Raw genomic sequence first — 24,376 nt, 5'->3', positions numbered from 1 at the left:
TGGTATAACTTTATTTATCTTAAAATTTTCACAATCACGTTTTTCTCTGGAAAATAGTTTACAATGTAATCAAGTTACAAATGATATTCACCTTAAAAAGTGTGCATTTGTGTCTATTTTTTAACAATATATCAAAAACTATTGCCTTCTATAAATTAATAGGTTTATATTGTTTTATTGGCATAGTTTCAATCCAAGGAGAAAGGAGATTTTCAATCGTGCAACTAAAGAAAGCGTTTTGGAAGTTGGCTTCGCTTCTTCCGTTATCATTACTTCTGTTCCTCGGTGGCTGTGATAAAAAACTCGCAGTATTAAATCCGCAAGGACCTGTTGCAAAAGCACAGTATGATTTAATTGTTTGGTCATTCTTGCTTATGTCATTAATTATCGCAATTGTATTCATTCTGTTTACAGTCATCTTGATTCGTTATCGTGAAAAACCAGAGAATATGGACTATGAGCCACCTGAACAACACGGTAACACATTACTAGAAATTATTTGGACGCTTGTTCCTGTTATTATCGTTATCGCATTATCGATTCCAACAGTAAAAGCAACTTATGCTTCGGAAGAGGTTCCGAAAGAGTCCAAACATATTAAACCAGTTGAAATTTATGTTACATCTGCAAACTGGAAATGGTTATTCAGTTACCCAGAGGAAAAAATTGAAACCGTTAACTATTTAAATATCCCAGCTGGTGTACCAATTCAATTCAAACTGACTTCTGTCGGCCCAATGAATGCTTTCTGGGTACCAGAACTTGGTGGTATGAAGTACACAATGGATGGCATGATTATGGATCTTTATTTACAAGCTGATAAGCCAGGTTCTTACCTAGGCCGTAGTGCGAACTTCTCTGGTGAAGGATTCACACACATGGAGTTCGAAGTTGAAGCAAAAACTAAAGAGAAATATGACAAGTGGGTTAAAGAAGTACAAGAAAAGGCTGATAAGTTAACCGAAGAGAAGTACAACGAAATTATTAAACCTGGTGTAGTTGGACGCATGACGTTCTCTAGTCACCACTTAAGTTATGTAGATCCAAAATCACTTGAATATTGTGATTACAACTACTACAAAAACAAAAAATAATAGCTATTATTCCAACAGATTGGAGTGAACACAGTGAAGCTTGATGAATTCTTTGTCACAGGTGACCCGATTATTTACGGTGCAGACGCTTCTATCGTTCTTGTGACATTAGCAATCATTTTCGTACTAACAAAGTATAAAAAATGGAAATGGCTTTGGGACGAATGGTTAACAACTGTTGACCATAAAAAAATCGGAGCCATGTATATTATTTCTGCGGTTATCATGTTATTCCGCGGTGGTATGGATGGTTTAATGATCCGTGCACAATTAACATTCCCAGAAACAACTTATTTAAACGCTGAACACTATAACGGGATCTTTACAACGCATGGTACAGTAATGATTCTTTTCATGGCAATGCCATTCGTTATGGGATTAATGAACCTTGTAGTACCATTACAAATTGGTGCTCGTGACGTTGCATATCCGTTCTTAAATGCTTTAAGTTTCTGGTTATTCTTTGTCGGAGCAATGTTATTCAACATCGCTTTCGTAATCGGTGGTTCTCCAGACGCTGGGTGGACTTCTTACTTCCCAATGGCAGGTACAGAGTTTACTTCGGGCGTAGGAAATAACTACTACGCAATTGCATTACAGATTTCAGGTCTCGGTACGCTAATGACCGGTATTAACTTCCTTGTTACTATCTTAAAAATGCGTACACCTGGTATGACTTTAATGAGAATGCCAATGTTTACTTGGTCAATCTTAATTACAACAATTATCATTATTTTCGCTTTCCCAGTATTAACAGTTGCTCTTGCATTAATGACATTTGACCGTCTATTCGATGCTCACTTCTTTACGATGGCGAGCGGCGGTATGCCGATGTTATGGGCTAACCTGTTCTGGGTATGGGGTCACCCTGAAGTATATATCGTTATTTTACCGGCATTCGGTATTTTCTCTGAAATCATTAGTACATTCTCACGTAAGCGTCTATTCGGTTACAGTGCGATGGTATACTCAATGGTTGCAATTTCTTTACTAAGTTTCGTCGTATGGCTTCACCACTTCTTCACGATGGGTGCAGGTCCAGCGGTTAACTCATTCTTCTCGATTTCGACAATGGCGATTTCGATTCCAACCGGGGTTAAGATCTTTAACTGGTTGTTTACACTGTATAAAGGACGTATTCGTTTTACAGTTCCAATGCTTTGGTCATTGGCATTTATTCCAAACTTCGTAGTCGGTGGGGTTACAGGGGTTATGCTTGGAATGGCAGCAGCTGATTATCAATACCATAACAGCTACTTCCTAATTGCTCACTTCCACTACGTATTAATCGCAGGTACAGTATTCGCTATGCTTGCTGGATTCACATTCTGGTATCCAAAAATGACTGGTCATATGTTAAATGAACGCCTAGGTAAATGGACATTCTGGATCTTTATGAGCGGATTTAACATCTGTTTCTTCCCAATGTACTTCTTAGGTTTAGACGGTATGACTCGTCGTATGTACACTTACTCTGAAAGTCTTGGATGGGGATGGCTAAACCAAATCGCATCTGTTGGTGCGGTAATGATGGGTATTGGCTTCCTACTTCTTTGCTACAACGTAATTTGGAGTGCACGTCATGGTGAACGTGACACAACTGGAGATCCATGGGATGGTCGTACACTTGAATGGGCAACTCAATCTCCTGTACAACATTACAACTTCGCGAAGCTTCCTGAAATTAAAGAAGCTGATGCTTTCTGGTACATGAAAAAACGCGGAGAAACAGTTACACCAGCAGCAGAAGATATCAAACCAATTCACATGCCAAGTAACTCTGGTGTGCCTATTATTGCGTCTTTATTCTTCGGTCTTGCAGGTTTCGCATTAGTATTTAGCTGGTTCTGGCTTGCAGCAATCGGTGGTATTGGTATTTTAGCTTGCTTAATCTATCGTTCATTCGATTATGACGATGGTTACTACGTAAGTGTTGATGAAATTAAAGAAACAGAACATATAGCATGAGAGGTGAAATGACATGGCGGCTTTAGATAAAAGCTTACCTTTGGAATATCAATCCGAACAAAGCAGATTGAATATCCTAGGATTCTGGATTTTTCTTGGGGCTGAAATTATGCTGTTCGCAACACTTTTCGCCTCTTATCTAGTCCTTGCTGGTCGTACGGCAGATGGCCCAACTCCAGCGCAACTGTTTGAACTTAAAACGCTTTTAATTCAAACATTACTACTTTTAACAAGTAGTTTCACATGTGGTATCGTAATTCACGAAATGCGTAAGCACAACCAAAAAGCAATGCTTGGATGGTTCATCCTTACATTACTTTTAGGTGCAGGTTTCCTATTCTTTGAAATCGAAGAGTTCATTATGTACATCGGTGAAGGCGCAACAATTCAAACAAGTGCTTTCCTATCTGCATTCTTCGTTCTTCTTGGAACCCACGGAGCCCACGTAACAGGCGGTATCATTTGGGCAACTTGTGTTATTATCCAAATTTTAAAACGAGGTTTAACACCAGTTACAGCTCGTAAAGTATTCATTATCAGCTTATACTGGCATTTCCTTGATCTAGTTTGGGTCTTTATTTACACACTAGTTTACTTGAACGGGATGGTGGCGTAAATGGCTCAAAACAACAATCAAGCAAACGGGCATGCGCATAGCGGATTCCCTTGGTCACACGTTTTCGGATTTATTTTATCGCTTGCATTAACGTTTCTAGCGTTATACGTGGCACTTTACACAACATTGCCACTTTCAACAGTCTTAACAACTATTATCATAATGGCTGTTGCGCAAGCATTATTACAATTAATTATGTTCATGCATTTAAAAGAAGGAGAAGGAAGAGTTCAAATTCTTACAATGATATACAGTTTCTTCGTTGCAACTGCAACAGTTGGTTTAACTGTATGGATCTTCTTCTCAATGTAATGTACATGAGAAAGACTGCTGAGATTCCTCAGCAGTCTTTTTTTATTCTCTCCCCTATTACATCCACATTACGGAATTAACAACAGAATCATGAAAAATATACTTATTATGACAAATGTTAAGAAAAGTCTTTCTTTATGAAATCGAATCCATATGCGTTGCTTTTCTACCTATTATATGGCTAAATAGGTACTATATTTATTTGAAGGGAGAGAACGCAATGGAACATCATACTTCTGTTCTATCACTTATGGTTGTCGTTGCAATCGCGTTTTTCGTTCCCCTTTTGTTACAACGCTTTAAATTAAAAGCACTTCCTGTTGTCGTTGCAGAAATTATTGCAGGAATCTTTGTAGGTAAAAGTGGGTTTAATATTATTGAGCCAGATATGTGGCTTCAAGTTTTATCAACATTAGGATTTATCTTCCTCATGTTCTTAAGCGGTTTAGAAATTGATTTTTCTATCTTTAAACAAAAAGGGAAAAAAAATACGACAAACGAACCAAATACATTTCAAGCAGCAAGCATTATCTTCCTATTTATTTTCATCTTATCTTATGCCCTATCATTACTATTCGTATGGCTAGGATTTGTAGATAATGCAATGTTCATGACTTTAATTATTTCAACTATTTCTTTAGGTGTTGTTGTACCAACATTAAAAGAGAACAACCTAGGAAAAACTGCAATCGGACAAATCATTTTATTAGTTGCTGTTATTGCAGACTTAGTTACAATGATTTTACTCGCTGTTTTCGTCGGATTAAATTCCGAAAGCGGCCAAAGTATGTGGCTCTTACTTCTTCTATTCGGTGCCGGTATTATCATTTACTTTATTGCAAAACGCTTTAAAAACATTCCATACTTAGATAGCCTAAAGGCTGGTAGTGTACAAATTGATACACGAGCTGTTTTTGCACTCATTTTAATATTAGTAGGGTTATCCGAATCTGTTGGAGCAGAAAATATTTTAGGTGCCTTCTTAGCAGGTGTACTTGTATCGTTATTATCACCAAATGAAGATATGGTTGAAAAACTTGATTCCATCGGCTATGGTTTCTTCATCCCTATTTTCTTCGTAATGGTTGGTGTAAATCTAGAGGTATGGTCTATTTTCAAAGAACCTTCTAGCATGCTAATGATCCCAATCTTAATTGTAGGACTCTTTATTTCAAAACTCTTACCATCACTCGTCTTAAGAAAATGGTATCCACATAATATCGTACTTGGAAGTGCAATTTTATTAACATCGACACTTTCTTTAGTTATTGCGGCTGCACAAATTGGTGAAAAACTGGGAATTATCAGTCCAAGTTTATCTGCCTCTCTTATTTTAAGCGCAGTTATTACTTGTATTTTTGCACCTATATTGTTTAAAAAAATGTTCCCAAAAGTAGAAACACCAAAACCAAAAGTAGCTATTATTGGCGCGAGCAGAATTACCCTTCCGTTATCACTAGATTTAAAACGAGAAGATTATGATGTAACACTTTATATGATGCGTCAAAATAAAATAAATGATGAGGAAGCGAAATCACATGACTTCCCTATCGTAAAATTAGATGACATCACAATTGCATCATTAACTGAACAAACAGCATTTAACGCAGACCGCGTTGTTGTTGCAACAAGCGATGATGAACAAAACTTATTATTGGCAGAACATGCAAAAGAGCTAGGTGTTGAACATGTTATTGCAAGTGTAGAAGATCCACTTCTACAAGAAAAAGCAACGCAAGAACATATCGCTGTATTCTCAACAATTAACTCTACACGTATTTTATTACGTGCACTTATTGATAAACCGAGTCTCGTTCGCTTAATTACAACAGCAAACGAAACAGTACGCGAAGTTGAACTGCGCAGCAATAAATATAACGGCATTGCACTTCGCCGCCTCCCGTTTTTAGGTGATGTACTTGTCATTCAAATCTACCGCGGTAATAAAGCATTAATACCACATGGTGATACAAGACTACAACACGGTGATACATTACTTGTAACAGGTTCGAAAGAACATATCGATACACTAAAAAACATATTAGAGTAAAAAAAATGCCCCCCACATAATTGAGGGGCATTTTTTAATTTTCATATGGTAAAATGTTACTATCACATATTATGAGGATGGATTACATTATGTCTATTGTAACTTTAGCTCTCTTATTATTAGCAGAAGTACTCGTCGCCATTATTCTCATCGGTGTTAGCATTGAAATTTGCAGCTATGGTTGGAAAAAATCAAATGGAGTTAAATACTCATGCCTTTTTCTTTCACTCCTTCTCGGAACCGCTAGTATACTCGGCCTTCTCGCTGCACCTGCATACTTCTTTATACAACTTATAGAAAAGGGTTTATAAGAAAGGATGATAATATGATTACTGTGCAGTATATTGATGCATCCGAGACACACTTATTACGCCAAGCGGTGTTGCGTCCCAATCAGTCCCTAGCAGACTGTAAATACTCTTCTGACTACGAAAAAGACACATTCCACTTAGGTGCCTTTATAAACGATGAGTTAATTAGCATCGCTTCCTTCTCAAAAGAAACATATCCTGATTTACAAAATGGTATCCATTATAGACTACGAGGAATGGCAACATTACCTAACTTTCGGAACAAAAGAGCTGGAAGCTCCTTAATTCAGAAGGCAGAACAAATTTTAAAAGAACGGAAAGCAAACATCCTATGGTGTAATGGCCGTATTACTGTAACTGACTATTACAAGCGATTAGACTTTCAGGAGCATGGTGAAATCTTTGAAATTGAACCGATTGGCCTTCATAAAGTTTTGTATAAAAAGATATAAGAAAAGCTTTCCTCAATACAGGAAAGCTTTTCTTATATTTCAATCTTCACTTTTTATCTTTTTCATATATATGTAGATAAATAAACTAGGAACTAAAAAACAAGCAACCATAATAAGTACTGTTATACTTATTTCTTTTATCGAGATATCTGGTGTTACAATGATACAAACAGCTAATATCCCAATAATAATACCTACTGGAATTAATAATAATTTCATGAAATAGCTACGTGATACTCCGCCTGTGTGCTCATACACTTCCACTGAATTTTTCAGATTTAAAAAGTTAATAATTATTATCCCGCCCATAAATACCATTAATAAATCTGAAACACTTTCATATCCTGCCCCTTGCAAGACATAGCGGTAAAAGACGATAGCTAGTATGACGATATTTTGTAAGATGAAAGCTAATCTAATATGTTTTAACCCTTCAATCATTAAACGTTCATCTTTCACGATTTTCATCCTATCACTCCTTTTCCTCCCAAAACAAATCATTCAACGTTTTATCTACTGCATAACAAATTTTCAAACATAAATCTAAAGATGGATTGTATTTCCCCTTCTCAATTAAACTAATCGTTTGTCGTGTAACGCCTACTTTTTCTGCTAATTGTTGCTGTGTTAAATCTAACTGAACACGCGCGACTTTTATTTTACTTACAGCCATTCATGTTCCTCCTCTACCTTTATTGTAACATATATATTCCATTAAGTAATTTATATTTTACAAAACCAATTAAATTTTCACCTTATTCCAATTGGTGCGGGCTAATACACAGTGGGGATCCCCCCTACTGCCTATAGTTTCACTTTATTATACACAAAAAGGGAGCCTCCCATAAGAAGGCCCTCTCATATATCTATATTATAAGAATAAATGACATCCAAATAAGAATGCAAATAAGTATAGTAATGGATGTACTTCCATCCCTTTACCCTTCACAATTTTCAAGACTGGATATACTAAAAATCCAATTGCGATTCCATTTGCAATACTAGATGTTAACGGAATACCTATAAAAATCAAAAATGCTGGTAACGCATCTTCAAATTCATTCCAATTAATATCTCGAATACTCTGTGCCATTAAACTACCTACTATAATTAATGAAGGAGCTGTAATAGCGGCTACACTTGATAAAGAAGCAATAACAGGACTGAAAAATGCCGTTATAATTGTTAGACCAACAACTACAATCCCTGTTAATCCAGTTTTACCACCTGCAGCAATACCTGCTGACGATTCAATCGTCGCTGCTGTTGGGCTTGTTCCAAAGATAGAACCAGTAGTCCCACCAATTGCATCTGCAATAAACGCTTTACCAAAACGCTTCTCTGTATTGTCTGTAATTAAACCTGCTTGTTTAATTAAACCAAGTAATGCACCTGTTGTATCAAATAACAGTACAAGTAAAAATGAAAATACAACACCATATAATCCATATTCAATGACATCTGAAAAGGCGTTGATTGGATTTGAAACGATAATCCCCTCTGGTAAATGAGGCATCGCCACAATTTTATCAGCAAACTTCAATTGCCCTGTAAAGAAGGCGATAATTCCTGTCACAATCATACTAATAAATAATGCACCACTCACACGTAATGCCATTAATACCGCCGCTAATATTAAACCAATTAAAGTTAAAATAACAGCTGGAGAATGAAAATCACCAATCGTAACTAAATTAGACGGATGATCCACGATAATTCCAGAAAGACGCAATCCAATAAAAGCAATAAATAGTCCAATTCCACCTGCAATTGCATGCTTTAAACTATCAGGAATTGCTAAAATTAACTTTTGCCTAAACGAAGTAAAAGATAATAAAAGAAAAATAATTCCCGTTACAAATACAGCTGAAAAGGCAACTACATATGTAATCCCTTCTGCCTTCTGTACAACAGAATAAGCAAAATATGCATTCATTCCCATAGCTGGAGCAATAACAATCGGGTAATTCGCAAAAATCGCCATACCTACTGTTCCAACAACGGTTGCAATAATTGTTGCTGTAAACGCTTGGTCAAATGGTACACCTGCATCAGATAATATCTTTGGATTGATGACAAGAATATACGCAAATGTAAAAAAAGTTGTGATGCCAGCTAAAAACTCTTGCTTCACAGAAGTGTTATATTTTTGTAATTGAAACATGCTTATGTACCCTTCCTACACCTGAATTATTATCACACATTCTTTTTCTTACTAGTATGTGAGAAAATATAATACTTAATCTTAACAATCAATAAAAAGAAGAGTCAATATATTCCCTAATAGTTCGAATTTTAAGTTTAAGTCTGACAAGTACAGATGTAGTACAGATGTAGTACAGTTCATTATGATTATTTTTGTAGCATAACAGATAGAAATGTTTTATAATTTGAAATAGTTAAATATTTAGTAAACGCATTCAAATATCGTTCACTCTACAAGGGGGAGTCTTCTTATGCAGCACACAAACAAATCTGGAACTTTAAATCGTGGTTTAAAAGAACGACATATTACTTTAATGTCACTGGGCTCAGCTATTGGCGTTGGGCTATTTTTAGGATCCGCTTCCGCCATTAAACTAGCAGGTCCTTCTATTTTACTAGGCTATATGATTGCCGGTCTCGTGATTTTTTTCATTATGCGAGCGCTTGGGGAAATGGCAATTGAACAACCTGTTGCTGGTTCTTTTAGTAAATATGCATATGATTATATTGGACCACTCGCTGGCTATATTACTGGTTGGAATTACTGGTTCTTATGGGTTGTTACTTGTATGGCTGAAATTACAGCAGCTGGTATTTACATGCAGTACTGGTTCCCAGATATCCCGCGCTGGACTTGGGCGTTACTTGCTCTATTGTTAATGAGCGCTTTTAATTTCTTATCGGTAAAAGTATTTGGAGAACTTGAGTTTTGGTTTGCTCTCATTAAAATTGTCACAATTATCTGTATGATAGTAGTCGGAGCTGGTATTATTTTATTCGGATTCGGAAACGGTGGTATCGCTACTGGTATTTCAAACCTTTGGTCACATGGTGGCTGGTTCCCAAATGGATTTTCTGGATTACTACTCTCCATGCAGATGGTACTATTCGCTTATTTAGGCGTTGAATTAATCGGTGTTACAGCTGGCGAGGCTCAAAATCCGAAGAAAACACTCGCAAAGGCAATTGATAACGTATTTTGGAGAATTCTACTCTTTTACGTTGGGGCATTATTCGTTATGATGGCAATTTATCCATGGAACGAACTTGGTGAGAAAGGCAGTCCATTCGTATTAACATTCCAGCAAATTGGTATCGCAAAAGCAGCAGGTATTATTAACTTTGTCGTATTAACAGCAGCTCTTTCTTCTTGTAACGGTGGTTTATTTAGTACAGGCCGTATGCTATATACATTAGCTCAGCAGAAAAAAGCTCCTGAAAGATTTGGTCGTTTAAATAAAAATGGCATTCCAAGCCAAGGAATTGTAGCAACTGCTATCGTTTTACTCATTGGTGTTATATTAAACTATCTCGTACCTGCAAAGGTATTTACATGGCTTACTAGCATTTCAACTTTCGGCGCCATTTGGACTTGGGGAATTATATTAGTCGCTCAAATTAAATTCCGTAAAAGCTTGCCTACTCAAAATAAACAAAAGTTATCGTATAAAATGCCTTTATACCCATTAAGCTCATATTTCTCACTCGTTTTCCTTGTATTAGTATTAGGTATAATGGCTTATTCAGAAGATACACGAATTGCATTGATTGTCGGCCCAATTTGGCTTATCGGCTTAGCAATCGTATATTACATGAAAGGGTTTCATAAGATTGATGAAACACCTAACTCAAAAATTAGTTAAGCAAAACATCCCTTCCCTATTACTTGGAAGGGATGTTTTTATATCTATATAAATATTTCTCAACATAATTCACGGTATTTTTACAATCTTTTAATATTTTTTATGTTTTCCGTCTTTATTTTTACAGAAAAATAAATTACATTATTAAAGCACATATATTTATTATTAGGGGGATTCTTCTATGAAGAATAAAAAATGGATTACATTTTCTTTAGCAACAGCAATTACACTAAGTATAGGGACCTTGTTCATACCGTCTACTTATGCCGAAAGCTCTGTAGACCCAGCTCCTGAAATTGCTGCAAAAGTTGTAAATCAAAACAATGGGAAGAAAGTATTATTTGATAATACACACGGTCAAACTGCTGGGACAGCTGACTGGGTTATTGACGGCGGCTTTTCTGACTTCGGAAACGGCATTGCAAAAAACGGATATCACGTAAAAGAACTTCGCAAATCAACACCTATTACGTACGAAGACTTAAATGGCTACAATGTATTTATCGTTCCAGAAGCTAATATTCCTTACAAAAAATCTGAGCAGGACGCTATGTTACAATATGTAAAAAATGGTGGTAGTATCTTCTTTATTGCTGATCATTACAATGCAGATCGTAATAAAAATCGCTGGGACTCTTCTGAAGTATTTAATGGATATAGACGCGGCGCTTGGGATAATCCAGCAAAAGGAATGTCTAATGAAGAAGCAAATTCACAAGCTATGCAAGGAGTAGAAAGCTCTGATTGGCTCTCTGACAACTTCGGTATTCGCTTCCGCTACAATGCACTTGGTGATGTTTCAGCGAAAACAATTGTATCGCCTGAACAATCTTTCGGAATTACAAAAGGTGTTTCGTCTGTAGCAATGCATGCTGGTTCTACTCTGGCAATTACAAATCCAAAACTAGCAAAAGGACTTGTTTACCTTCCAGAAAATCCATCAAAATGGAATAACGCTGTTGATAGTGGCGTTTATAATGGCGGTGGTATTGCAGAAGGCCCATATGCTGCAATTGCAAAAGTAGGACTTGGAAAAGCTGCCTTTATTGGTGACTCTTCTCCTGTTGAAGATGCTACGCCAAAGTACGTTCGTGAAGATTCTGGCCAAACAAAGAAAACTTACGATGGTTATAAAGAAGAAAACGATGCGATTTTATTAGAAAACATCGTAAATTGGTTATCAAATAAAGAGACATTTACAAGTTTAGATCAAGTAAATGGTTTACAACTTGATTCACCTACAGCTCTACAAACATTTGAAAAGCCAAGCTTATCAACAGAACCACAACCTGAACCTTGGAGTGCACCAAATGCAGGTTATCAATGGTTTAATACAAATACTTTTAAACCAGGTTCATACGGTTATAACGGTGCGGTAACAACAAGCGACTACGTCGTTACACACCCTAGCATTCTACCAAACAATGAAATTTTCCAAATGAAGATTCAAGTAAACAACTTACTACCTAATACAACATATAACAACTATTCTTTAGGTATCTTCACTACTGGAGGAACACAAGTGGCTAAAGTACAAAATGCAAACGGCACTTGGCCATCTGCTTTTGGATATAGTAGTGCATTCTCTTTCACAACAAACAGCTTAGGCTCTGCTGAGAAAGTTGTAAATGTACAGATTGATTCAAATACAACTGGACAAGCAACGCTTCGTCTACGCCAAAATACAACAACGAAATATAATGAAACTGTAACAATTAATAAGAAATAATAAAAAAGGCAATCCATACATGGATTGCCTTCTTCTCACTTCTCTTCCTTCGAGAAAAACATTCTTGAAATAACGATACCTATACTACCGACGATTAGGAATAACACTGCCCTAATCATCATCGATACCTCTGGTAAGTCAAGTAAGAATAACTTCCCTACAGTTACGACTAAAACGACTAAACCAGCATATAATATTTCATTCATATTTCTATTTCTTCCAAACCAAACCGCAAATAATGCATATACCATCCATAATAACGATACTGATACACTAATTACGCTTCCATCTGTAGATAAAACTTCACCGATTCTCGTAATTGTAATAAATACAATTATCATAAACCAATAGAGCACTATAGAATACATATATTTGCCGAAGCTCGCTAACACTTCTTTCGCGTGTCTCATGCAATAATAGAATGTTCCTATTAAAATAAGATGAGCAACAAAGCCTGCCGAAATAAATTGATCAAACGGGCTAAAAATAGTCTGTATCATTCCAATTGCGTAAACCGTCGCACTAACATACAATTTTATCTGTTGTTTTCCTTTAATAGAAGTAACCATACCGAGGAAACCTTGTAACAATAGTACGATCGCTGCATTCACTAAACTATACTCATATAAAATTGCTAAACTAAATGCTCCCATTGCAAAACCAAATAAGAGATTTGTAAATGTAGAATGTCTATTTTTCCTATATTCAAATACGAACATAGCGGCATGCACGAGTGCACTAATAATTAATCCCCATGTTGTAAAATCAGGTATTTTTGAAATAGCTAGTATAAAGAACACTGCATTCGCACTAAATATCGCCAAACGTGGTTCTAGTATAAAACTTCTCTCCGTAAACATATGCCAAAATAATAGTAAATGAATCAAACCATATACAATCGTTAACTGTATTTGCAAGTTCTCTACTAACATTGACATAACAGCAAAGAAAACGAAAAGGACAATGGCAGCAACAGCGTAAGAAATCATATATAAGTATTTATAACGATTTTTCAACGCATACCATAATAAACTAAGTGTTAATACTGTCTCATATCCAAAGAAAATATAAGGATTAGGAGTCGTACTATTTAACAAGAATGGTACGAAGAACGCTCCGACCGCTACGAAAATAGTGAGATATTCCGATTGATATCTTTTCGCTAAATAAATACCTAAAATAACCCATGCAATATTACAGAGAAACGCGACACTTGCCGGAATAAATCCATATAAATAATGTGCTGCAAACGTTGTTAGAACAATCCCGGTAATACTTCCTCCAGCTAATACTAATCCTAACGCTTGCCGCTCTCTTTTAATTTGAATATCTCCTATATAATACAACCCGATAGATAATGCGATACCAAACACAATTCGTATCGCTGGTGTTAATAAACCAGCATCTACCCCTGCTTTAAATAACCAGATCACTCCAAGCAACATAATACCGACAAATACACGTGGTAACCACGTTTGACAAAACTTAATAATATTAAATGGCTCTGATTTAAAAGCAGATATATCTACTTGTTTTACCTCACGTTCTTGCAAAGACTCTTTTATCTTAACTATTTCTTCTTTTGGCTTTTCCTCCATTACCGTTTCAATATATTCTTTCTTATCCTTACTAACATGTTGCTGAGCGTTTTCTACTTCTATTTCCCTTTGCTTCACCTTTAATTCAGCAAGTGCTTCTTGAATCGTTTCAATTGCCGTTTCGAGTGCTTCTATTTTCTTATCCAAATCCTTCTTCATATGCTACCCCCTCATTCGTAACTTTCATTAAACCTATATATTACCAATTATCTTTATCATACTCTTAGTCTATTCATTTTCAATAGTATTTTTCCAAAAAAAGAAAGGTGTCTTCCCAAAATAGGAAAACACCTTTTTACTCATTTATTCTTATTTAAAGCAATGCTAACGATGAAACCAAGACACATGCCTACAATAGCTGGAACAATCCATCCAACACCTTCTGTATAAAACGGAATGTATTTTAATACCGACGTCCACTGATTCATCATTACATTTTTATTGAAAATATCGATTGCACTAAATATTGCTACAATCCAAACAGTTACTGCATATACGTATGCATACTTCCCAATATAATTATGGAATAACCCTAGAATAATAAGCGTTAATGCAATTGGATAAATAAATCCAAGAGTTGGTACTGATACTTTTAAAATTTGCGTTAATCCTAAATTAGCTAAGATCATACTAACAACGCTTACTATAAATGCCCACACTTTATAAGATACTTTCGGAAATGCACTCGCAAAAAATTGACTACAAGACGTAACAAGTCCAATTGAAACACATAAACATGCGATAGTAAAAATAAGACCTAATAAAACGACTCCGCCCTGCCCAAATAATGTAGTCATAACTTGCGCTAACACGTTCGCCCCATTATCAAATGTACCTAACGAACCGCTAATTGAACCAACATATCCAAGGATGACATAAATAATAGATAATAATAGTCCTGCACCAATTCCAGCAATACTCATATATTTCGCTAAACCTTTATCATCTTCAACACCTTTTGCACGAAGAGCATTTGCAATAACAATCCCAAAAATTAAAGCGGCTAGCGCATCCATCGTTAAATATCCATCTAAAAAGCCTTGGAACATAGGAGCTTGTCCATAGTTTCCAGCAGCCTCTTTCACACTGCCAACTGATGTAAATATACTCTTTATAAAAATAAGGGCAATCATACCTAATAATAACGGTGTTAAAACTTTTCCGAACAACCCCATTAATTTAGACGGTGATAAACTTAACCAGTACACAATACTAAAGAAAATAACCGTGTAACATAATAAAACTACACTTCCCGACTCTGTGAAGAACTGACCTGGTCCCATTTCAAAAGCTAAACTTCCTGCACGTGGTATACCAAGACCTGGTCCAATAAATAAATACACGATACATAGGAAAATAATGGAAAATGAAGAATGAACCCTACCCGCTAACGTTTGAAAGCTTCCCGCTTTCGCAATAGCGATAACACCCAATATAGGAAGACCTGTTGCTGATATAATAAATCCTATTAATGAAATCCACACATGTTCTCCTGCTTCATACCCAAGGAAAGGTGGGAATATAAGATTCCCCGCTCCAAAGAACATCGAGAATAACATAAGGCTAATCAGTAAAATTTCTTTTTTCTGTAACAATTTCATTTGTTTCTCCTTCTTTAATTTCATCTTTTATGAAATCAATTTCACATATAAAAAAGTGCAATAATCCGCTTCCTAACAAAGAAAACATAGTCCATAGTCTAACATAAAAGAAACACCCATTCTATAGCTATCCCTCTTTTCCAATTTCTTCTGAAAAATCAACCTTTATTGACTTATAATAGTTAATAAGGTAAAATATTAAATGTACAAAATTATTAACTTTGTTTTTGTTTGTGTCAGGAGGAAAATAACATGGAATCAACGATACAACTAGAAAGAGAACAACAAAGAAAAAAGAAACATCCTCCAGGTTTATACTTACTCTTCTTTACAGAAATGTGGGAAAGATTTAGTTACTATGGATTACGAGGATTATTAACATTATATTTAACGACAGCTTTAGTAAGCGGTGGTCTTGGGTTTAGTCCCGCATGGGCACTCTCTATTTACGGATTTTATACTGGAGCCTGTTATTTCACACCAATGATTGGTGGATACTTAACAGACCGTTTTCTAGGTAGAAGAAAAGCGATCACAATTGGTGGTATAACAATGGCAATCGGTAACCTTACACTATTTGCCTTGCAAAACCAATTAGGCCTATACCTCGGATTAGCGCTTATTATTATCGGTAACGGATTCTTCAAACCGAACATCTCTACACTGGTTGGAGAATTATACGAAGAGAACGATCCAAAACGTGATAGTGCATTTACCATTTTCTATATGGGTATTAACGTCGGATCATTTTTAGCTCCACTCGTTTGCGGATTTTTATCAGAAAATTTATTCAAAACAACAGTTGATGGCGTTGTACATTACGGATTCCGTTACGGTTTCTTAGCCGCTTCAATCGGAATGATTATTGGACAAATTTTATTTACAACATTATCAAATCGCTTCCTTGGTGATATCGGTAAAAAACCAACTCGCGATTTACAAACAACAGATGGACAACCATCAGTAGGAGATACACCGTTAACAAAAAAAGAAAAACAGCGTACCGCAGTTATCGTCATTTTAACATGCTTCGTTGTCTTCTTCTGGGCTGGCTTTGAACAAGCTGGTAGCTCGTTAACATTATATACAAACAAATTTGTAGACCGCTCTGTGTTCGGATGGGAAGTTCCAACATCTTGGTTCCAATCGGTCAATCCATTATTTATTATTTTACTTGCTCCAGTCATTTCTGCATTATGGGCAAAACTTGCAACTCGCAAGCGCGGTGATTTAAAAATCCCAACTAAAATGGGACTTGGTATGATCTTGCTTGGTATCGGTTATATCATTCTCGTTATCGCTACATTAAAAACAGGTAGTGATGAACATAACATTACAGAAAAAGCAAACTTACTATTTATCGTCTTTACGTATCTTTTCCATACGTTAGGTGAGCTATTCTTATCACCTGTCGGACTATCGATGGTTAGTGCGCTTGCTCCGGTAAAATTAGCATCTTTACTAATGGGTGTATGGCTAGCAAGTTCAGGTATCGCCAACATTTTAGGCGGACAACTTGCAAGCTTCACAACCTCACTTGGATACGCTGAAGTATTCACTGTTATTGGCGCTGTGGCAATTGTATTAGGTTGTGTTTTATTATTAATTTCTAAGAAATTAGTGAAATGGATGGATTAAAAAAGATGAGGAATTTCTCCTCATCTTTTTTTATGCCGTTTTACCTTTTTCTATTGCTTGTTCGTACAGCTCTTTATGTTCTTTATATTCACTTGGTACGAAACTCTTATAGAAGAATGAGAACCAGCTGTCTCCCTTTTTATACCCTTCTTCTCGAATTTCCGCTGCTTTTTTATTCGATTTAAATCCTTCAGTAAACCATTTCTTTAACAATTCATTTCTTTCATACTTAGCAGGAACTTTTAAATCATAGTTTTCAAATGCATACTTATAGCCAGCCTTTTCTACTGCCTTTTTTGTAGACTTATAGCCTTTTTCATACGCTGTTTCATATGCCTTCACGTATACTTCTTTCTCTCTATTTCCAGGATTCTTTTCAGCTAGTTCTTTCCCTGTCTTTTCCCCTAACTCAGCTTGCTCTTTTTCAATTTTTTCTGTTCTTTCTTTATTCCCTACTTTGAATCCGTCTGCAAAGTTTACCTTAAACTCTGGAGCAACTTGACTATCGTCCATCGTCTCTTGTGCTAAACCTTGTTCTTTTCCTTTTTCAAAATGCGTTTTCTTCTGCTCTTCTAAAGACCATGCGGCTGCATAAGTCGCTTTAAACGCTTGTTTATATGCATCAGATTTTCCAGCTACGTGCACTTCTGCATCATTTTTTCCTGCTTTAAAATCAGTTTCTCCATTCTTTTGACCTTCAAGTTGACCTTTTTCCATATCAGCTTGGTGCTGCGCTTCCTCTTGCTTACGTGCCTCTTCAGCTTTTCTTTGTTCTTCGGCTACACGTTGTCTCTCTTCTTCAGCTTTACGCTGTGCTTCTGCATTACGTTGTTTTTCAGCCTCAGCGTTGCGCTGTGCTTCTGCAGCACGTTGTTTTTCAGCCTGAGTATTGCGCTGTGCTTCTCCTTGTCTCTCAGCTTCTACAGCACTATTATTATTCTGGCTAGGAGCTGGGCTCGTTGCACCACTACTAGAAGCTGGTTTATTGTGATAATGATATTCCCCGTACTGTAATCCCCATTTCTCACAATTTGTACGACACGTATGTCCGCCATTAGCATCTGTACGCCCTGGATGCGCATAAGCTGAAATTGGAGCTACCAATAACGCTATACTCGTTGTTAAAAGAAGCTTCTTCACCTGTTGTCTCACTCTTGTTCCTCCCAAAATATAGAATTCTAACTTTATTATACATAAATAGAAGAATATTTAAATACAAACCAAAATATTCTATTATTTCTCAACATTAGTAAAAAAGAAGGTGAACTCTTTAAAGAGTTCACCTTCTTTTTTACTTCTTCGCCTTCGTTCCTACTAAATCACCAGCAACAACATAACGCTTAGAATTATCCTTTACAGATACACATGTAATAAGCGTTATCTCATCTTTCCCATGATCCTCTACAACTTCCCACTTATCAGGAGTTACTTCAGATACACCAGTAACCGCATACTCATATTCATTTTCATTGTCATACAAATAAATTTTATCGCCTTTTTTCAAAGAAGCTATATCACTAAATAAAACACCTTTTTTAGACATATTATGTCCTGCTAATGCGTAATTTCCTTTTCCCATAACTTGATTTTCTTTTACTGTCGCTGCACCTGATAATAAGTTTTTTTCAGTAGAAGCTTTTAAAACAGGCAGTTCTACTGAAACACTTGGAATCGAAATACGACCAATTACTTGTTTCTTATCTAATGATGCATTCGCTACTTCCGCCAAGTCTGGTTGATTAATTTTGGAAGCATCTACAAATTCCGTCTCATGCTTTTCATAATCCATCTTTTGAACAGCCTGCACATTTTCAGTCTGTTTCTTTTCAGCCTGATATCCATCATAAAATGGCTTTCCAATTAATACGCCACCTACAACAAATAGCAGAATTGCTACTATACTATAAATTCTTTGCTTATTCATACACAGTTCCTTTCCCTTACAAAATCTTACTCTATATAAAATGATAAAATAATATCGCTATATGTACAAGTATTAGCTGAAAAGAAACCTTCTTGCCGGTGCAAGAAGGTTTCTTTTTAAGCTAATTTATTTCTGTATAGTGATACGTGAAAGATCGTCATCTGAATAAAGAAGATACTAAATGCAATATATATCGGATATGCAGGAACATATAGAATAACAATTGGAGAAAGAGTTAAAAAACCAACTGCACAAGGCAACACATACCATAATGACATAAATGTAGTACGACAAGCCTTTTCTGTAATTGCCTTTTCACGCTCATCTTCTTGAGGAAATAATAGTGGAAACATCCAATACGAGAGCTCTTTATATTTTTTCTTTTGAATTTTATAAATAACAGTCGATACAATACCAAATGTTAAAAGTAACCCGAACGGTATTAAACTTATTGAAACTTCGAATGGTACTCTCTTCGTTTGAATAAAATTAGCGACTTCAATAGTAAAATAATATAACTCAATAAAAGCCCAACCTGCTAATACCATTAAAAGTACATTTAGCATATAGGAAAATACGAGTCTATTCATCCTCTTCCCCCTCCTTATTTAAAACAAACACTTCTTCCATCTTTAACTGGAACACATCACAAATCGTAAGTGCTAATAACAATGAAGGAACGTAATCCCCTTTTTCAATTGCAGCAATTGTTTGTCTCGTTACTCCAACCTTTTCTGCTAATACACTTTGCGTAAAATTAAAACGAGCTCTTAATTCTTTTACTCTGTTTAAAATGGTCAAATTTACCACCTCTCACCATTATTGTATGCTACCCTTAACAAAATGTAAACTCAACTTAACATTAATATTATAAAAAAATCCAACTCTACGTATTGTAAAGTTGGATTACTTGTTAGTTTAAAATTGTAACTTTAACTGTTCTTCTGCCCCAGCTACTTGATGAACCTTTATCTGGCATTAAAACATCAATTCTATGCCCTTTAATAGCCCCACCAGTATCGGCTGCAATTGCTACTCCATAACCTTCAACATTTACAGTCTTACCTAATGGAATAACATTTGGATCTACAGCAATTAATTTCATTCCTGGGTTTGCAGTTAGATTATAACCTTTACCACCTGGTCCCCATGCAGAAAATACTTGTTGACCTGGCGCATAACCATTTTCCCCTGGATCAGCTGTATAAGCTGTAGCTTCTACATAAATTTCTTTCCCACCAGCAGTTGGCTTATAAGGTGGTTCAGGTTGTGCAGGTTCTACCTTCGAATTATTATTAACAACTGGTTCAGCTGGTTTACTAGCTTTTTCTTGCTTTTGCTTTTCAGCAATTTCCGCTTGTGCTTTCGCTAAAGCTTCTTGCTCAGCCTTTGCAGCCGCTTCTGCTTTTGCACGCTCTTCCGCTGCGATTCTTGCTGCTTCTTGCTCACGAGCAATCGTTTCTTGTACTGCCTTCATATTTGACTCAATTTTAGCTTTCTCTTCCGCAGCTAAATTAAGTTGACTTGCAACCTGATTATATTTAGCTTGAACTACTTGTAAGTTATCTTGACGTTTTTTCAAGTTATCTTGCAGTTCAGCTTGTGCTTTTGCTAATTTTTGTTTGTCTACTACTAAAGATGCTTCTTTTTCGTCAATTGTTTTCTTATCTTCTTCAATTTGACGAAGATCTTGTTCTTGTAGACGTAAAATTTCTTTATCAGCTTCTAGAATAGTAGAAACTGCATTCATACGTTGTAAGAAGTCTGCAAAGTTTTTTGACTCTACCACAACTTCTACTACTAAACTTGTATTTGAACTGTTTTGAACAGAAACCATACGTTTTCTCATAATATCTTTACGAGCAAGGACTTTATCCTCTAAAACGACAATTTCTTGCTTTTTTTGCTCAATCTGCTTATGTGTTTCATCGATTTTACGTTGAATAGCAGCTTGATCCTCTTTATTTTTTGCAATTGTATTATTTAAATTATGTAGTTCGTTTTCGATACCTTTAATTTCTTTACTAACAGCTTGCTTCTCTTGCTCTTTCTTTTGCATTTCTGCATCGTTTTGTTGCAATTGCTGTTGCATGTTGTTAAGTTTCTCGTCGTTTGACTCTGCTTTTACAGCGACTGTACTAGAAAGAACGATAATTCCTGCTAATACTAGACTACTGATTCGCTTAAAATAGTTCATAATCCGACTCCCTTCTTATACAGTTATACATGATTTATTTTACAGTTTGTTTACAAAACGATTAAATACAGTTTATTTTTCGTGACGAAAAAACGAGAATTATGAATAAAATGTAATAGATTCTTAAATATTTAAAAATTCCTATATTTAAAAAATACAAAAGATGCTAAAATCCAAATATAGAGAAAATATAACTTTTGAAGGCGGTTGAAATAAATATATGTTTACTCAAAAGAAATCACTCCAACATACAATTGCTCAATTAGAAGAGCGTATACAAGAATTAGAAGCAGAATTGAAACAAAAAGATATTGAAAAACAAGAGACTATTTCTACTATCCACGATCGTGTACAAAGCGTTGTACAAGAGCATCAACTTGTAAATAACCAACACAATACACTCCAAAATTTAGTTCAACAATTAAGTTCATGTTTCGAAAATGTTTCAACACGTACGACACATTCCAATGAGTTAAATAATGAAATGTTGCAAAAGGAACAAAGCTTAATTCAGTCTATTTCAGAAATTATTGACTGCTCTAATGAAGGAAAAGAATCCGTTCACCGCTTACTTATTGTAATTAATAAATTAGGTGAACAATCTCAACGCACGTCTAATAGTATGAATCATCTAAGCGAACGCTCAAAAGAAATCGAGCAAATTGTAGAAGTCATTCAAAACATTGCAGCACAAACAAATTTACTTGCTTTAAATGCGAGTATTGAAGCCGCACGTGCTGGAGAGCACGGTAAAGGATTCGCTGTCGTTGCCAATGAAGTAAGAAAACTAGCGGAAAGTACAGCAGAAAGCACAAAAAACATCGGCAACTTAACGAAAAAAATTCAAGAAGAAATTGAAAAAGCATACGATAATACAAAAGATAATTTACATTTAGTCGATGAAGGTGTAGAAATGAGCGCCGATACAAACGCTAGAATTGAAAATATTTTAGTTATGATTCAAACGTTACAAAATGGCGCTACAAATGTTATTAAGGCTATTGAAAACCAAAAGTCTTGTAATGATGACATATTACGAGAATTCGCTAACACACAACAAATGTTCCAAAAATTAAATACTACTATTATGAATCATATTCATGATGCTGAAAAAGTCGATGTTCAATTGTCTAAAAGTCTTCAAGAAACAGTAACTTCTTAATTAAAAATAAAAATCCCTTATACTGCTATAAGGGATTTTTATTTTATTTCGAATATTTATTTCTTTTCAATATTCATCCATATCTTTGTTATAATGGAAAAGTTGTTTCTTTCAACTAATAAACAAGGAGGTTATTATGGAACAATTTTACTACGTTTTAAAATATTTAATTCTCGGTCTGTTCCAAGGACTAACAGAACCAATTCCGATTTCTTCAAGTGGTCACCTCGTTTTAGCACAACATTTGCTAGGACTAAAAATAGAAGGATTTAGCTTCGAACTACTTGTTAATTCAGCTTCATTATTAGCTGTATTACTTATTTATAGAAATGATTTAATTCGTCTAACGAAGAATGGTCTCTCTTATATATTTACAAGAGCAGAAGACGCAAAATCAGATTTCTTCTTTATTATTTATCTTGTTATTGCAACCATTCCAGCAGGTGTTATTGGTGTTTTATTTAAAGATTACATCGATCAGTACTTAAAAGGTGTGAAGATGGTTGGGATTTCTCTTCTTATTACTGCTGTCGGCCTTTGGATTATTAGAAATTTACGCGGTCGTAAAAATGATGGCGACCTTTCTATGAAAGATGCAATCATCGTCGGATTAGCACAAGCTTGCGCACTGATTCCCGGAATAAGCCGATCTGGTGCCACAATCGTAGCAGCAATGTTACTTGGGATGAAGCAAGAAACAGCTCTTCGCTTCTCATTCTTACTATACATTCCTGTTAGCTTAGGTGGCTTATTGTTAAGCATTACAGACATTGCAAATGATCCAAATCTAGACACATTATTCGTACCATATGTCGTTGCATTCATCGCAACATTTATCATGACGTATATTTCACTAAAATGGTTTATGAACATTATGGCAAAAGGAAATTTAAAATATTTCTCTTTCTATTGTATTATCGTAGGTGTACTTACTCTTATTTTCTTATAAAATGAAACTTACAAATTGAAAGCGAGTCATTCTATTACACTAGATGACTCGCTTTTTTATACCTTTATTAAGTTAAAATCTATCATTTACTTTGAATTTTCTGAATAGTATGATATCATTTAAGTTCACTATTATAGTAATTCTATCTTTCCTACTATTATCGTAAAAGAGGTGTTTATATGTTTATAGTTACTAAACTCATTCACATGAAGTACGAATATAAAAATGAGCTACTTTATGGGCTTAAACAATATTATCCTTCCCCCGGAACGAACGGTTGTATTAACATAGAGTTTTCACCTGTTCATCATACAAATGATAAGGCAGAATATATGATTCGTATGTTATGGAAAACACAACAAGATTACCATACATGGCTTTCTCAAAGAGAAAACAATGAAACTTTGAAGCAAAAAATACAAGGCTATATCCTTTCTTCCAAATCAAATGCTACCTATGTGCATTAACCCTTCTTTTTTTATTCCTTACGAGGGGGAAAATGATAAAGTGAAACTTTAATCAGCCCTCGTCAATCGGGCTGTTCACAAATAACAAGATAAGGACCCTCTTACTTTTCATACTGTAAGAGGGCTTCTCTTATGCATACACTTTCTTTTCTTGACAATACAAACGAATAACATGTTTATTTTGTTGAAATACATCATGCGTCAGACGAATAATAATAAAGTTTCTTTTTGTTTGATCATCATGAACAAAAATCTGTTCTCCCTCCTGAAAACGCCATGCACTTTCAAAAGTCGTAATATGATCCCCACTTACAGAAAAAAGTTCATATCGCATCTCTTGTACCCTCTCTCAACTTACATAATCATAATATCCTTATATTAAATTTATTATAACTTAATTCCTATAAAATTAGTAATTATTTCTATTTCGAAAGATTTTAACTTTGTATTTAAATATTTT

At 35.3% G+C, this 24,376-nt stretch carries 24 protein-coding genes; 13 read left to right on the top strand and 11 right to left on the bottom strand.

Annotation, left to right across the window (positions count from 1 at the left end; genetic code table 11):
* Nucleotides 1-218 precede the first annotated feature (218 nt).
* The 7 genes from JFU02_RS23015 to JFU02_RS22985 all read left to right on the top strand — a co-directional run bounded on the left by JFU02_RS23015 (nt 219) and on the right by JFU02_RS22985 (nt 6,803).
* Entirely contained in the window at nt 219-1,094 is an 876-nt protein-coding gene (locus JFU02_RS23015; protein WP_001176164.1) for a cytochrome aa3 quinol oxidase subunit II, read from the top strand.
* 33 nt (nt 1,095-1,127) lie between these two features.
* Nucleotides 1,128-3,062, top strand: coding sequence for a cytochrome aa3 quinol oxidase subunit I (qoxB, locus tag JFU02_RS23010; RefSeq protein WP_000762373.1), 1,935 nt, complete (start codon nt 1,128-1,130; stop codon nt 3,060-3,062).
* A gap of 13 nt (nt 3,063-3,075) precedes the next feature.
* Nucleotides 3,076-3,678 carry a cytochrome aa3 quinol oxidase subunit III gene (gene qoxC / locus JFU02_RS23005; RefSeq protein WP_000729314.1) on the top strand — a complete coding sequence of 201 codons (603 nt, stop codon included), beginning with the start codon at nt 3,076-3,078 and terminating at the stop codon, nt 3,676-3,678.
* Nucleotides 3,679-3,990: a cytochrome aa3 quinol oxidase subunit IV gene (qoxD, locus tag JFU02_RS23000; protein ID WP_000068425.1), complete on the top strand. Its 312-nt coding sequence runs from the start codon at nt 3,679-3,681 to the stop codon at nt 3,988-3,990.
* Nucleotides 3,991-4,210: 220 nt separating this feature from the next.
* Nucleotides 4,211-6,040, top strand: coding sequence for a monovalent cation:proton antiporter family protein (locus JFU02_RS22995; protein ID WP_000399978.1), 1,830 nt, complete (start codon nt 4,211-4,213; stop codon nt 6,038-6,040).
* A 53-nt stretch (nt 6,041-6,093) separates the two neighbouring features.
* Nucleotides 6,094-6,351, top strand: coding sequence for a DUF4022 family protein (locus JFU02_RS22990; protein WP_003260542.1), 258 nt, complete (start codon nt 6,094-6,096; stop codon nt 6,349-6,351).
* Nucleotides 6,352-6,365: 14 nt separating this feature from the next.
* Nucleotides 6,366-6,803, top strand: coding sequence for a GNAT family N-acetyltransferase (locus JFU02_RS22985; protein WP_000633850.1), 438 nt, complete (start codon nt 6,366-6,368; stop codon nt 6,801-6,803).
* Between the two features lie 39 nt (nt 6,804-6,842).
* Here the strand turns inward: JFU02_RS22985 and JFU02_RS22980 are convergent, their stop codons facing one another.
* From JFU02_RS22980 to JFU02_RS22970, 3 genes are all read right to left on the bottom strand, one after another.
* Nucleotides 6,843-7,271, bottom strand: a complete 429-nt coding sequence (locus JFU02_RS22980) for a hypothetical protein (RefSeq protein WP_000706631.1) — start codon at nt 7,269-7,271, stop codon at nt 6,843-6,845.
* Nucleotides 7,272-7,275: 4 nt separating this feature from the next.
* Complete coding sequence (locus tag JFU02_RS22975; RefSeq protein WP_000301182.1) at nt 7,276-7,476, bottom strand: helix-turn-helix transcriptional regulator; 201 nt, start codon at nt 7,474-7,476, stop codon at nt 7,276-7,278.
* 198 nt (nt 7,477-7,674) lie between these two features.
* Nucleotides 7,675-8,967 (bottom strand): NCS2 family permease, encoded by a 1,293-nt coding sequence (locus tag JFU02_RS22970; protein WP_061668135.1) that lies wholly within the window; start codon nt 8,965-8,967, stop codon nt 7,675-7,677.
* 292 nt (nt 8,968-9,259) lie between these two features.
* On the opposite strand from JFU02_RS22970, the gene JFU02_RS22965 reads away from it, so the two are divergent.
* On the top strand, nt 9,260-10,651 hold the full coding sequence (locus tag JFU02_RS22965) for an amino acid permease (RefSeq protein ID WP_001164897.1): 1,392 nt from the start codon (nt 9,260-9,262) through the stop codon (nt 10,649-10,651).
* A gap of 181 nt (nt 10,652-10,832) precedes the next feature.
* Complete coding sequence (locus JFU02_RS22960) at nt 10,833-12,380, top strand: DNA-binding protein (protein ID WP_201071690.1); 1,548 nt, start codon at nt 10,833-10,835, stop codon at nt 12,378-12,380.
* Nucleotides 12,381-12,415: 35 nt separating this feature from the next.
* Here the strand turns inward: JFU02_RS22960 and JFU02_RS22955 are convergent, their stop codons facing one another.
* Together JFU02_RS22955 and brnQ1 are read right to left on the bottom strand one after the other, a co-directional pair.
* Entirely contained in the window at nt 12,416-14,137 is a 1,722-nt protein-coding gene (locus JFU02_RS22955) for a DUF2339 domain-containing protein (RefSeq protein ID WP_201071686.1), read from the bottom strand.
* 140 nt (nt 14,138-14,277) lie between these two features.
* Nucleotides 14,278-15,579, bottom strand: coding sequence for a branched-chain amino acid transport system II carrier protein BrnQ1 (gene brnQ1 / locus JFU02_RS22950; protein WP_242488087.1), 1,302 nt, complete (start codon nt 15,577-15,579; stop codon nt 14,278-14,280).
* A 252-nt stretch (nt 15,580-15,831) separates the two neighbouring features.
* On the opposite strand from brnQ1, the gene JFU02_RS22945 reads away from it, so the two are divergent.
* The gene (locus JFU02_RS22945; protein ID WP_000446272.1) at nt 15,832-17,217 is read left to right on the top strand and encodes a peptide MFS transporter; all 1,386 of its coding nucleotides are present in this window, start codon (nt 15,832-15,834) and stop codon (nt 17,215-17,217) included.
* Nucleotides 17,218-17,247: 30 nt separating this feature from the next.
* Here JFU02_RS22945 and JFU02_RS22940 read toward each other — a convergent pair whose 3' ends face one another.
* From JFU02_RS22940 to JFU02_RS22920, 5 genes are all read right to left on the bottom strand, one after another.
* A complete protein-coding gene (locus tag JFU02_RS22940) occupies nt 17,248-18,369 on the bottom strand; it encodes a YHYH domain-containing protein (RefSeq protein WP_097888649.1) in 1,122 nt (373 codons plus the stop codon).
* A gap of 139 nt (nt 18,370-18,508) precedes the next feature.
* Nucleotides 18,509-19,141: a class A sortase gene (locus JFU02_RS22935; protein ID WP_001041724.1), complete on the bottom strand. Its 633-nt coding sequence runs from the start codon at nt 19,139-19,141 to the stop codon at nt 18,509-18,511.
* A gap of 116 nt (nt 19,142-19,257) precedes the next feature.
* Nucleotides 19,258-19,731, bottom strand: a complete 474-nt coding sequence (locus JFU02_RS22930) for a hypothetical protein (protein WP_001081106.1) — start codon at nt 19,729-19,731, stop codon at nt 19,258-19,260.
* Nucleotides 19,724-19,942: a helix-turn-helix transcriptional regulator gene (locus tag JFU02_RS22925; protein WP_201071680.1), complete on the bottom strand. Its 219-nt coding sequence runs from the start codon at nt 19,940-19,942 to the stop codon at nt 19,724-19,726. Before JFU02_RS22925 ends, JFU02_RS22930 begins: the two co-directional genes overlap by 8 nt.
* Before the next feature lie 112 nt (nt 19,943-20,054).
* Nucleotides 20,055-21,338 carry a 3D domain-containing protein gene (locus tag JFU02_RS22920; RefSeq protein WP_098838586.1) on the bottom strand — a complete coding sequence of 428 codons (1,284 nt, stop codon included), beginning with the start codon at nt 21,336-21,338 and terminating at the stop codon, nt 20,055-20,057.
* Between the two features lie 220 nt (nt 21,339-21,558).
* Between JFU02_RS22920 and JFU02_RS22915 the strand changes: the two genes are divergently transcribed.
* From JFU02_RS22915 to JFU02_RS22905, 3 genes are all read left to right on the top strand, one after another.
* Nucleotides 21,559-22,500: a methyl-accepting chemotaxis protein gene (locus tag JFU02_RS22915; protein ID WP_000495034.1), complete on the top strand. Its 942-nt coding sequence runs from the start codon at nt 21,559-21,561 to the stop codon at nt 22,498-22,500.
* Nucleotides 22,501-22,636: 136 nt separating this feature from the next.
* On the top strand, nt 22,637-23,449 hold the full coding sequence (locus JFU02_RS22910; protein ID WP_000434794.1) for an undecaprenyl-diphosphate phosphatase: 813 nt from the start codon (nt 22,637-22,639) through the stop codon (nt 23,447-23,449).
* A 179-nt stretch (nt 23,450-23,628) separates the two neighbouring features.
* A complete protein-coding gene (locus tag JFU02_RS22905) occupies nt 23,629-23,916 on the top strand; it encodes a hypothetical protein (protein WP_098013707.1) in 288 nt (95 codons plus the stop codon).
* Nucleotides 23,917-24,046: 130 nt separating this feature from the next.
* On the opposite strand, the gene JFU02_RS22900 is transcribed toward JFU02_RS22905, so the two are convergent.
* A complete protein-coding gene (locus JFU02_RS22900) occupies nt 24,047-24,250 on the bottom strand; it encodes a hypothetical protein (RefSeq protein WP_001268332.1) in 204 nt (67 codons plus the stop codon).
* Nucleotides 24,251-24,376: the final 126 nt, after the last annotated feature.

Origin of the sequence: Bacillus sp. TH13 (genome assembly GCF_016651175.1) — a bacterium.
In the GTDB taxonomy this organism is placed as follows: domain Bacteria; phylum Bacillota; class Bacilli; order Bacillales; family Bacillaceae_G; genus Bacillus_A; species Bacillus_A thuringiensis_S.
This window is presented reverse-complemented; position numbering and strand designations above follow the sequence as displayed.

Bases quoted from the DNA above. Each gene is read 5' to 3' on its own strand.
- qoxC (WP_000729314.1), top strand. From the start codon at position 3,076: ATGGCGGCTTTAGATAAAAGCTTACCTTTGGAATATCAATCCGAACAA.
- qoxD (WP_000068425.1), top strand. From the start codon at position 3,679: ATGGCTCAAAACAACAATCAAGCAAACGGGCATGCGCATAGCGGATTC.
- JFU02_RS22995 (WP_000399978.1), top strand. From the start codon at position 4,211: ATGGAACATCATACTTCTGTTCTATCACTTATGGTTGTCGTTGCAATC.
- JFU02_RS22990 (WP_003260542.1), top strand. From the start codon at position 6,094: ATGTTACTATCACATATTATGAGGATGGATTACATTATGTCTATTGTA.
- JFU02_RS22985 (WP_000633850.1), top strand. From the start codon at position 6,366: ATGATTACTGTGCAGTATATTGATGCATCCGAGACACACTTATTACGC.
- JFU02_RS22980 (WP_000706631.1), bottom strand. From the start codon at position 7,271: ATGAAAATCGTGAAAGATGAACGTTTAATGATTGAAGGGTTAAAACAT.
- JFU02_RS22975 (WP_000301182.1), bottom strand. From the start codon at position 7,476: ATGGCTGTAAGTAAAATAAAAGTCGCGCGTGTTCAGTTAGATTTAACA.
- JFU02_RS22970 (WP_061668135.1), bottom strand. From the start codon at position 8,967: ATGTTTCAATTACAAAAATATAACACTTCTGTGAAGCAAGAGTTTTTA.
- JFU02_RS22965 (WP_001164897.1), top strand. From the start codon at position 9,260: ATGCAGCACACAAACAAATCTGGAACTTTAAATCGTGGTTTAAAAGAA.
- JFU02_RS22960 (WP_201071690.1), top strand. From the start codon at position 10,833: ATGAAGAATAAAAAATGGATTACATTTTCTTTAGCAACAGCAATTACA.
- JFU02_RS22955 (WP_201071686.1), bottom strand. From the start codon at position 14,137: ATGAAGAAGGATTTGGATAAGAAAATAGAAGCACTCGAAACGGCAATT.
- brnQ1 (WP_242488087.1), bottom strand. From the start codon at position 15,579: ATGAAATTGTTACAGAAAAAAGAAATTTTACTGATTAGCCTTATGTTA.
- JFU02_RS22945 (WP_000446272.1), top strand. From the start codon at position 15,832: ATGGAATCAACGATACAACTAGAAAGAGAACAACAAAGAAAAAAGAAA.
- JFU02_RS22935 (WP_001041724.1), bottom strand. From the start codon at position 19,141: ATGAATAAGCAAAGAATTTATAGTATAGTAGCAATTCTGCTATTTGTT.
- JFU02_RS22930 (WP_001081106.1), bottom strand. From the start codon at position 19,731: ATGAATAGACTCGTATTTTCCTATATGCTAAATGTACTTTTAATGGTA.
- JFU02_RS22920 (WP_098838586.1), bottom strand. From the start codon at position 21,338: ATGAACTATTTTAAGCGAATCAGTAGTCTAGTATTAGCAGGAATTATC.
- JFU02_RS22915 (WP_000495034.1), top strand. From the start codon at position 21,559: ATGTTTACTCAAAAGAAATCACTCCAACATACAATTGCTCAATTAGAA.
- JFU02_RS22910 (WP_000434794.1), top strand. From the start codon at position 22,637: ATGGAACAATTTTACTACGTTTTAAAATATTTAATTCTCGGTCTGTTC.
- JFU02_RS22905 (WP_098013707.1), top strand. From the start codon at position 23,629: ATGTTTATAGTTACTAAACTCATTCACATGAAGTACGAATATAAAAAT.
- JFU02_RS22900 (WP_001268332.1), bottom strand. From the start codon at position 24,250: ATGCGATATGAACTTTTTTCTGTAAGTGGGGATCATATTACGACTTTT.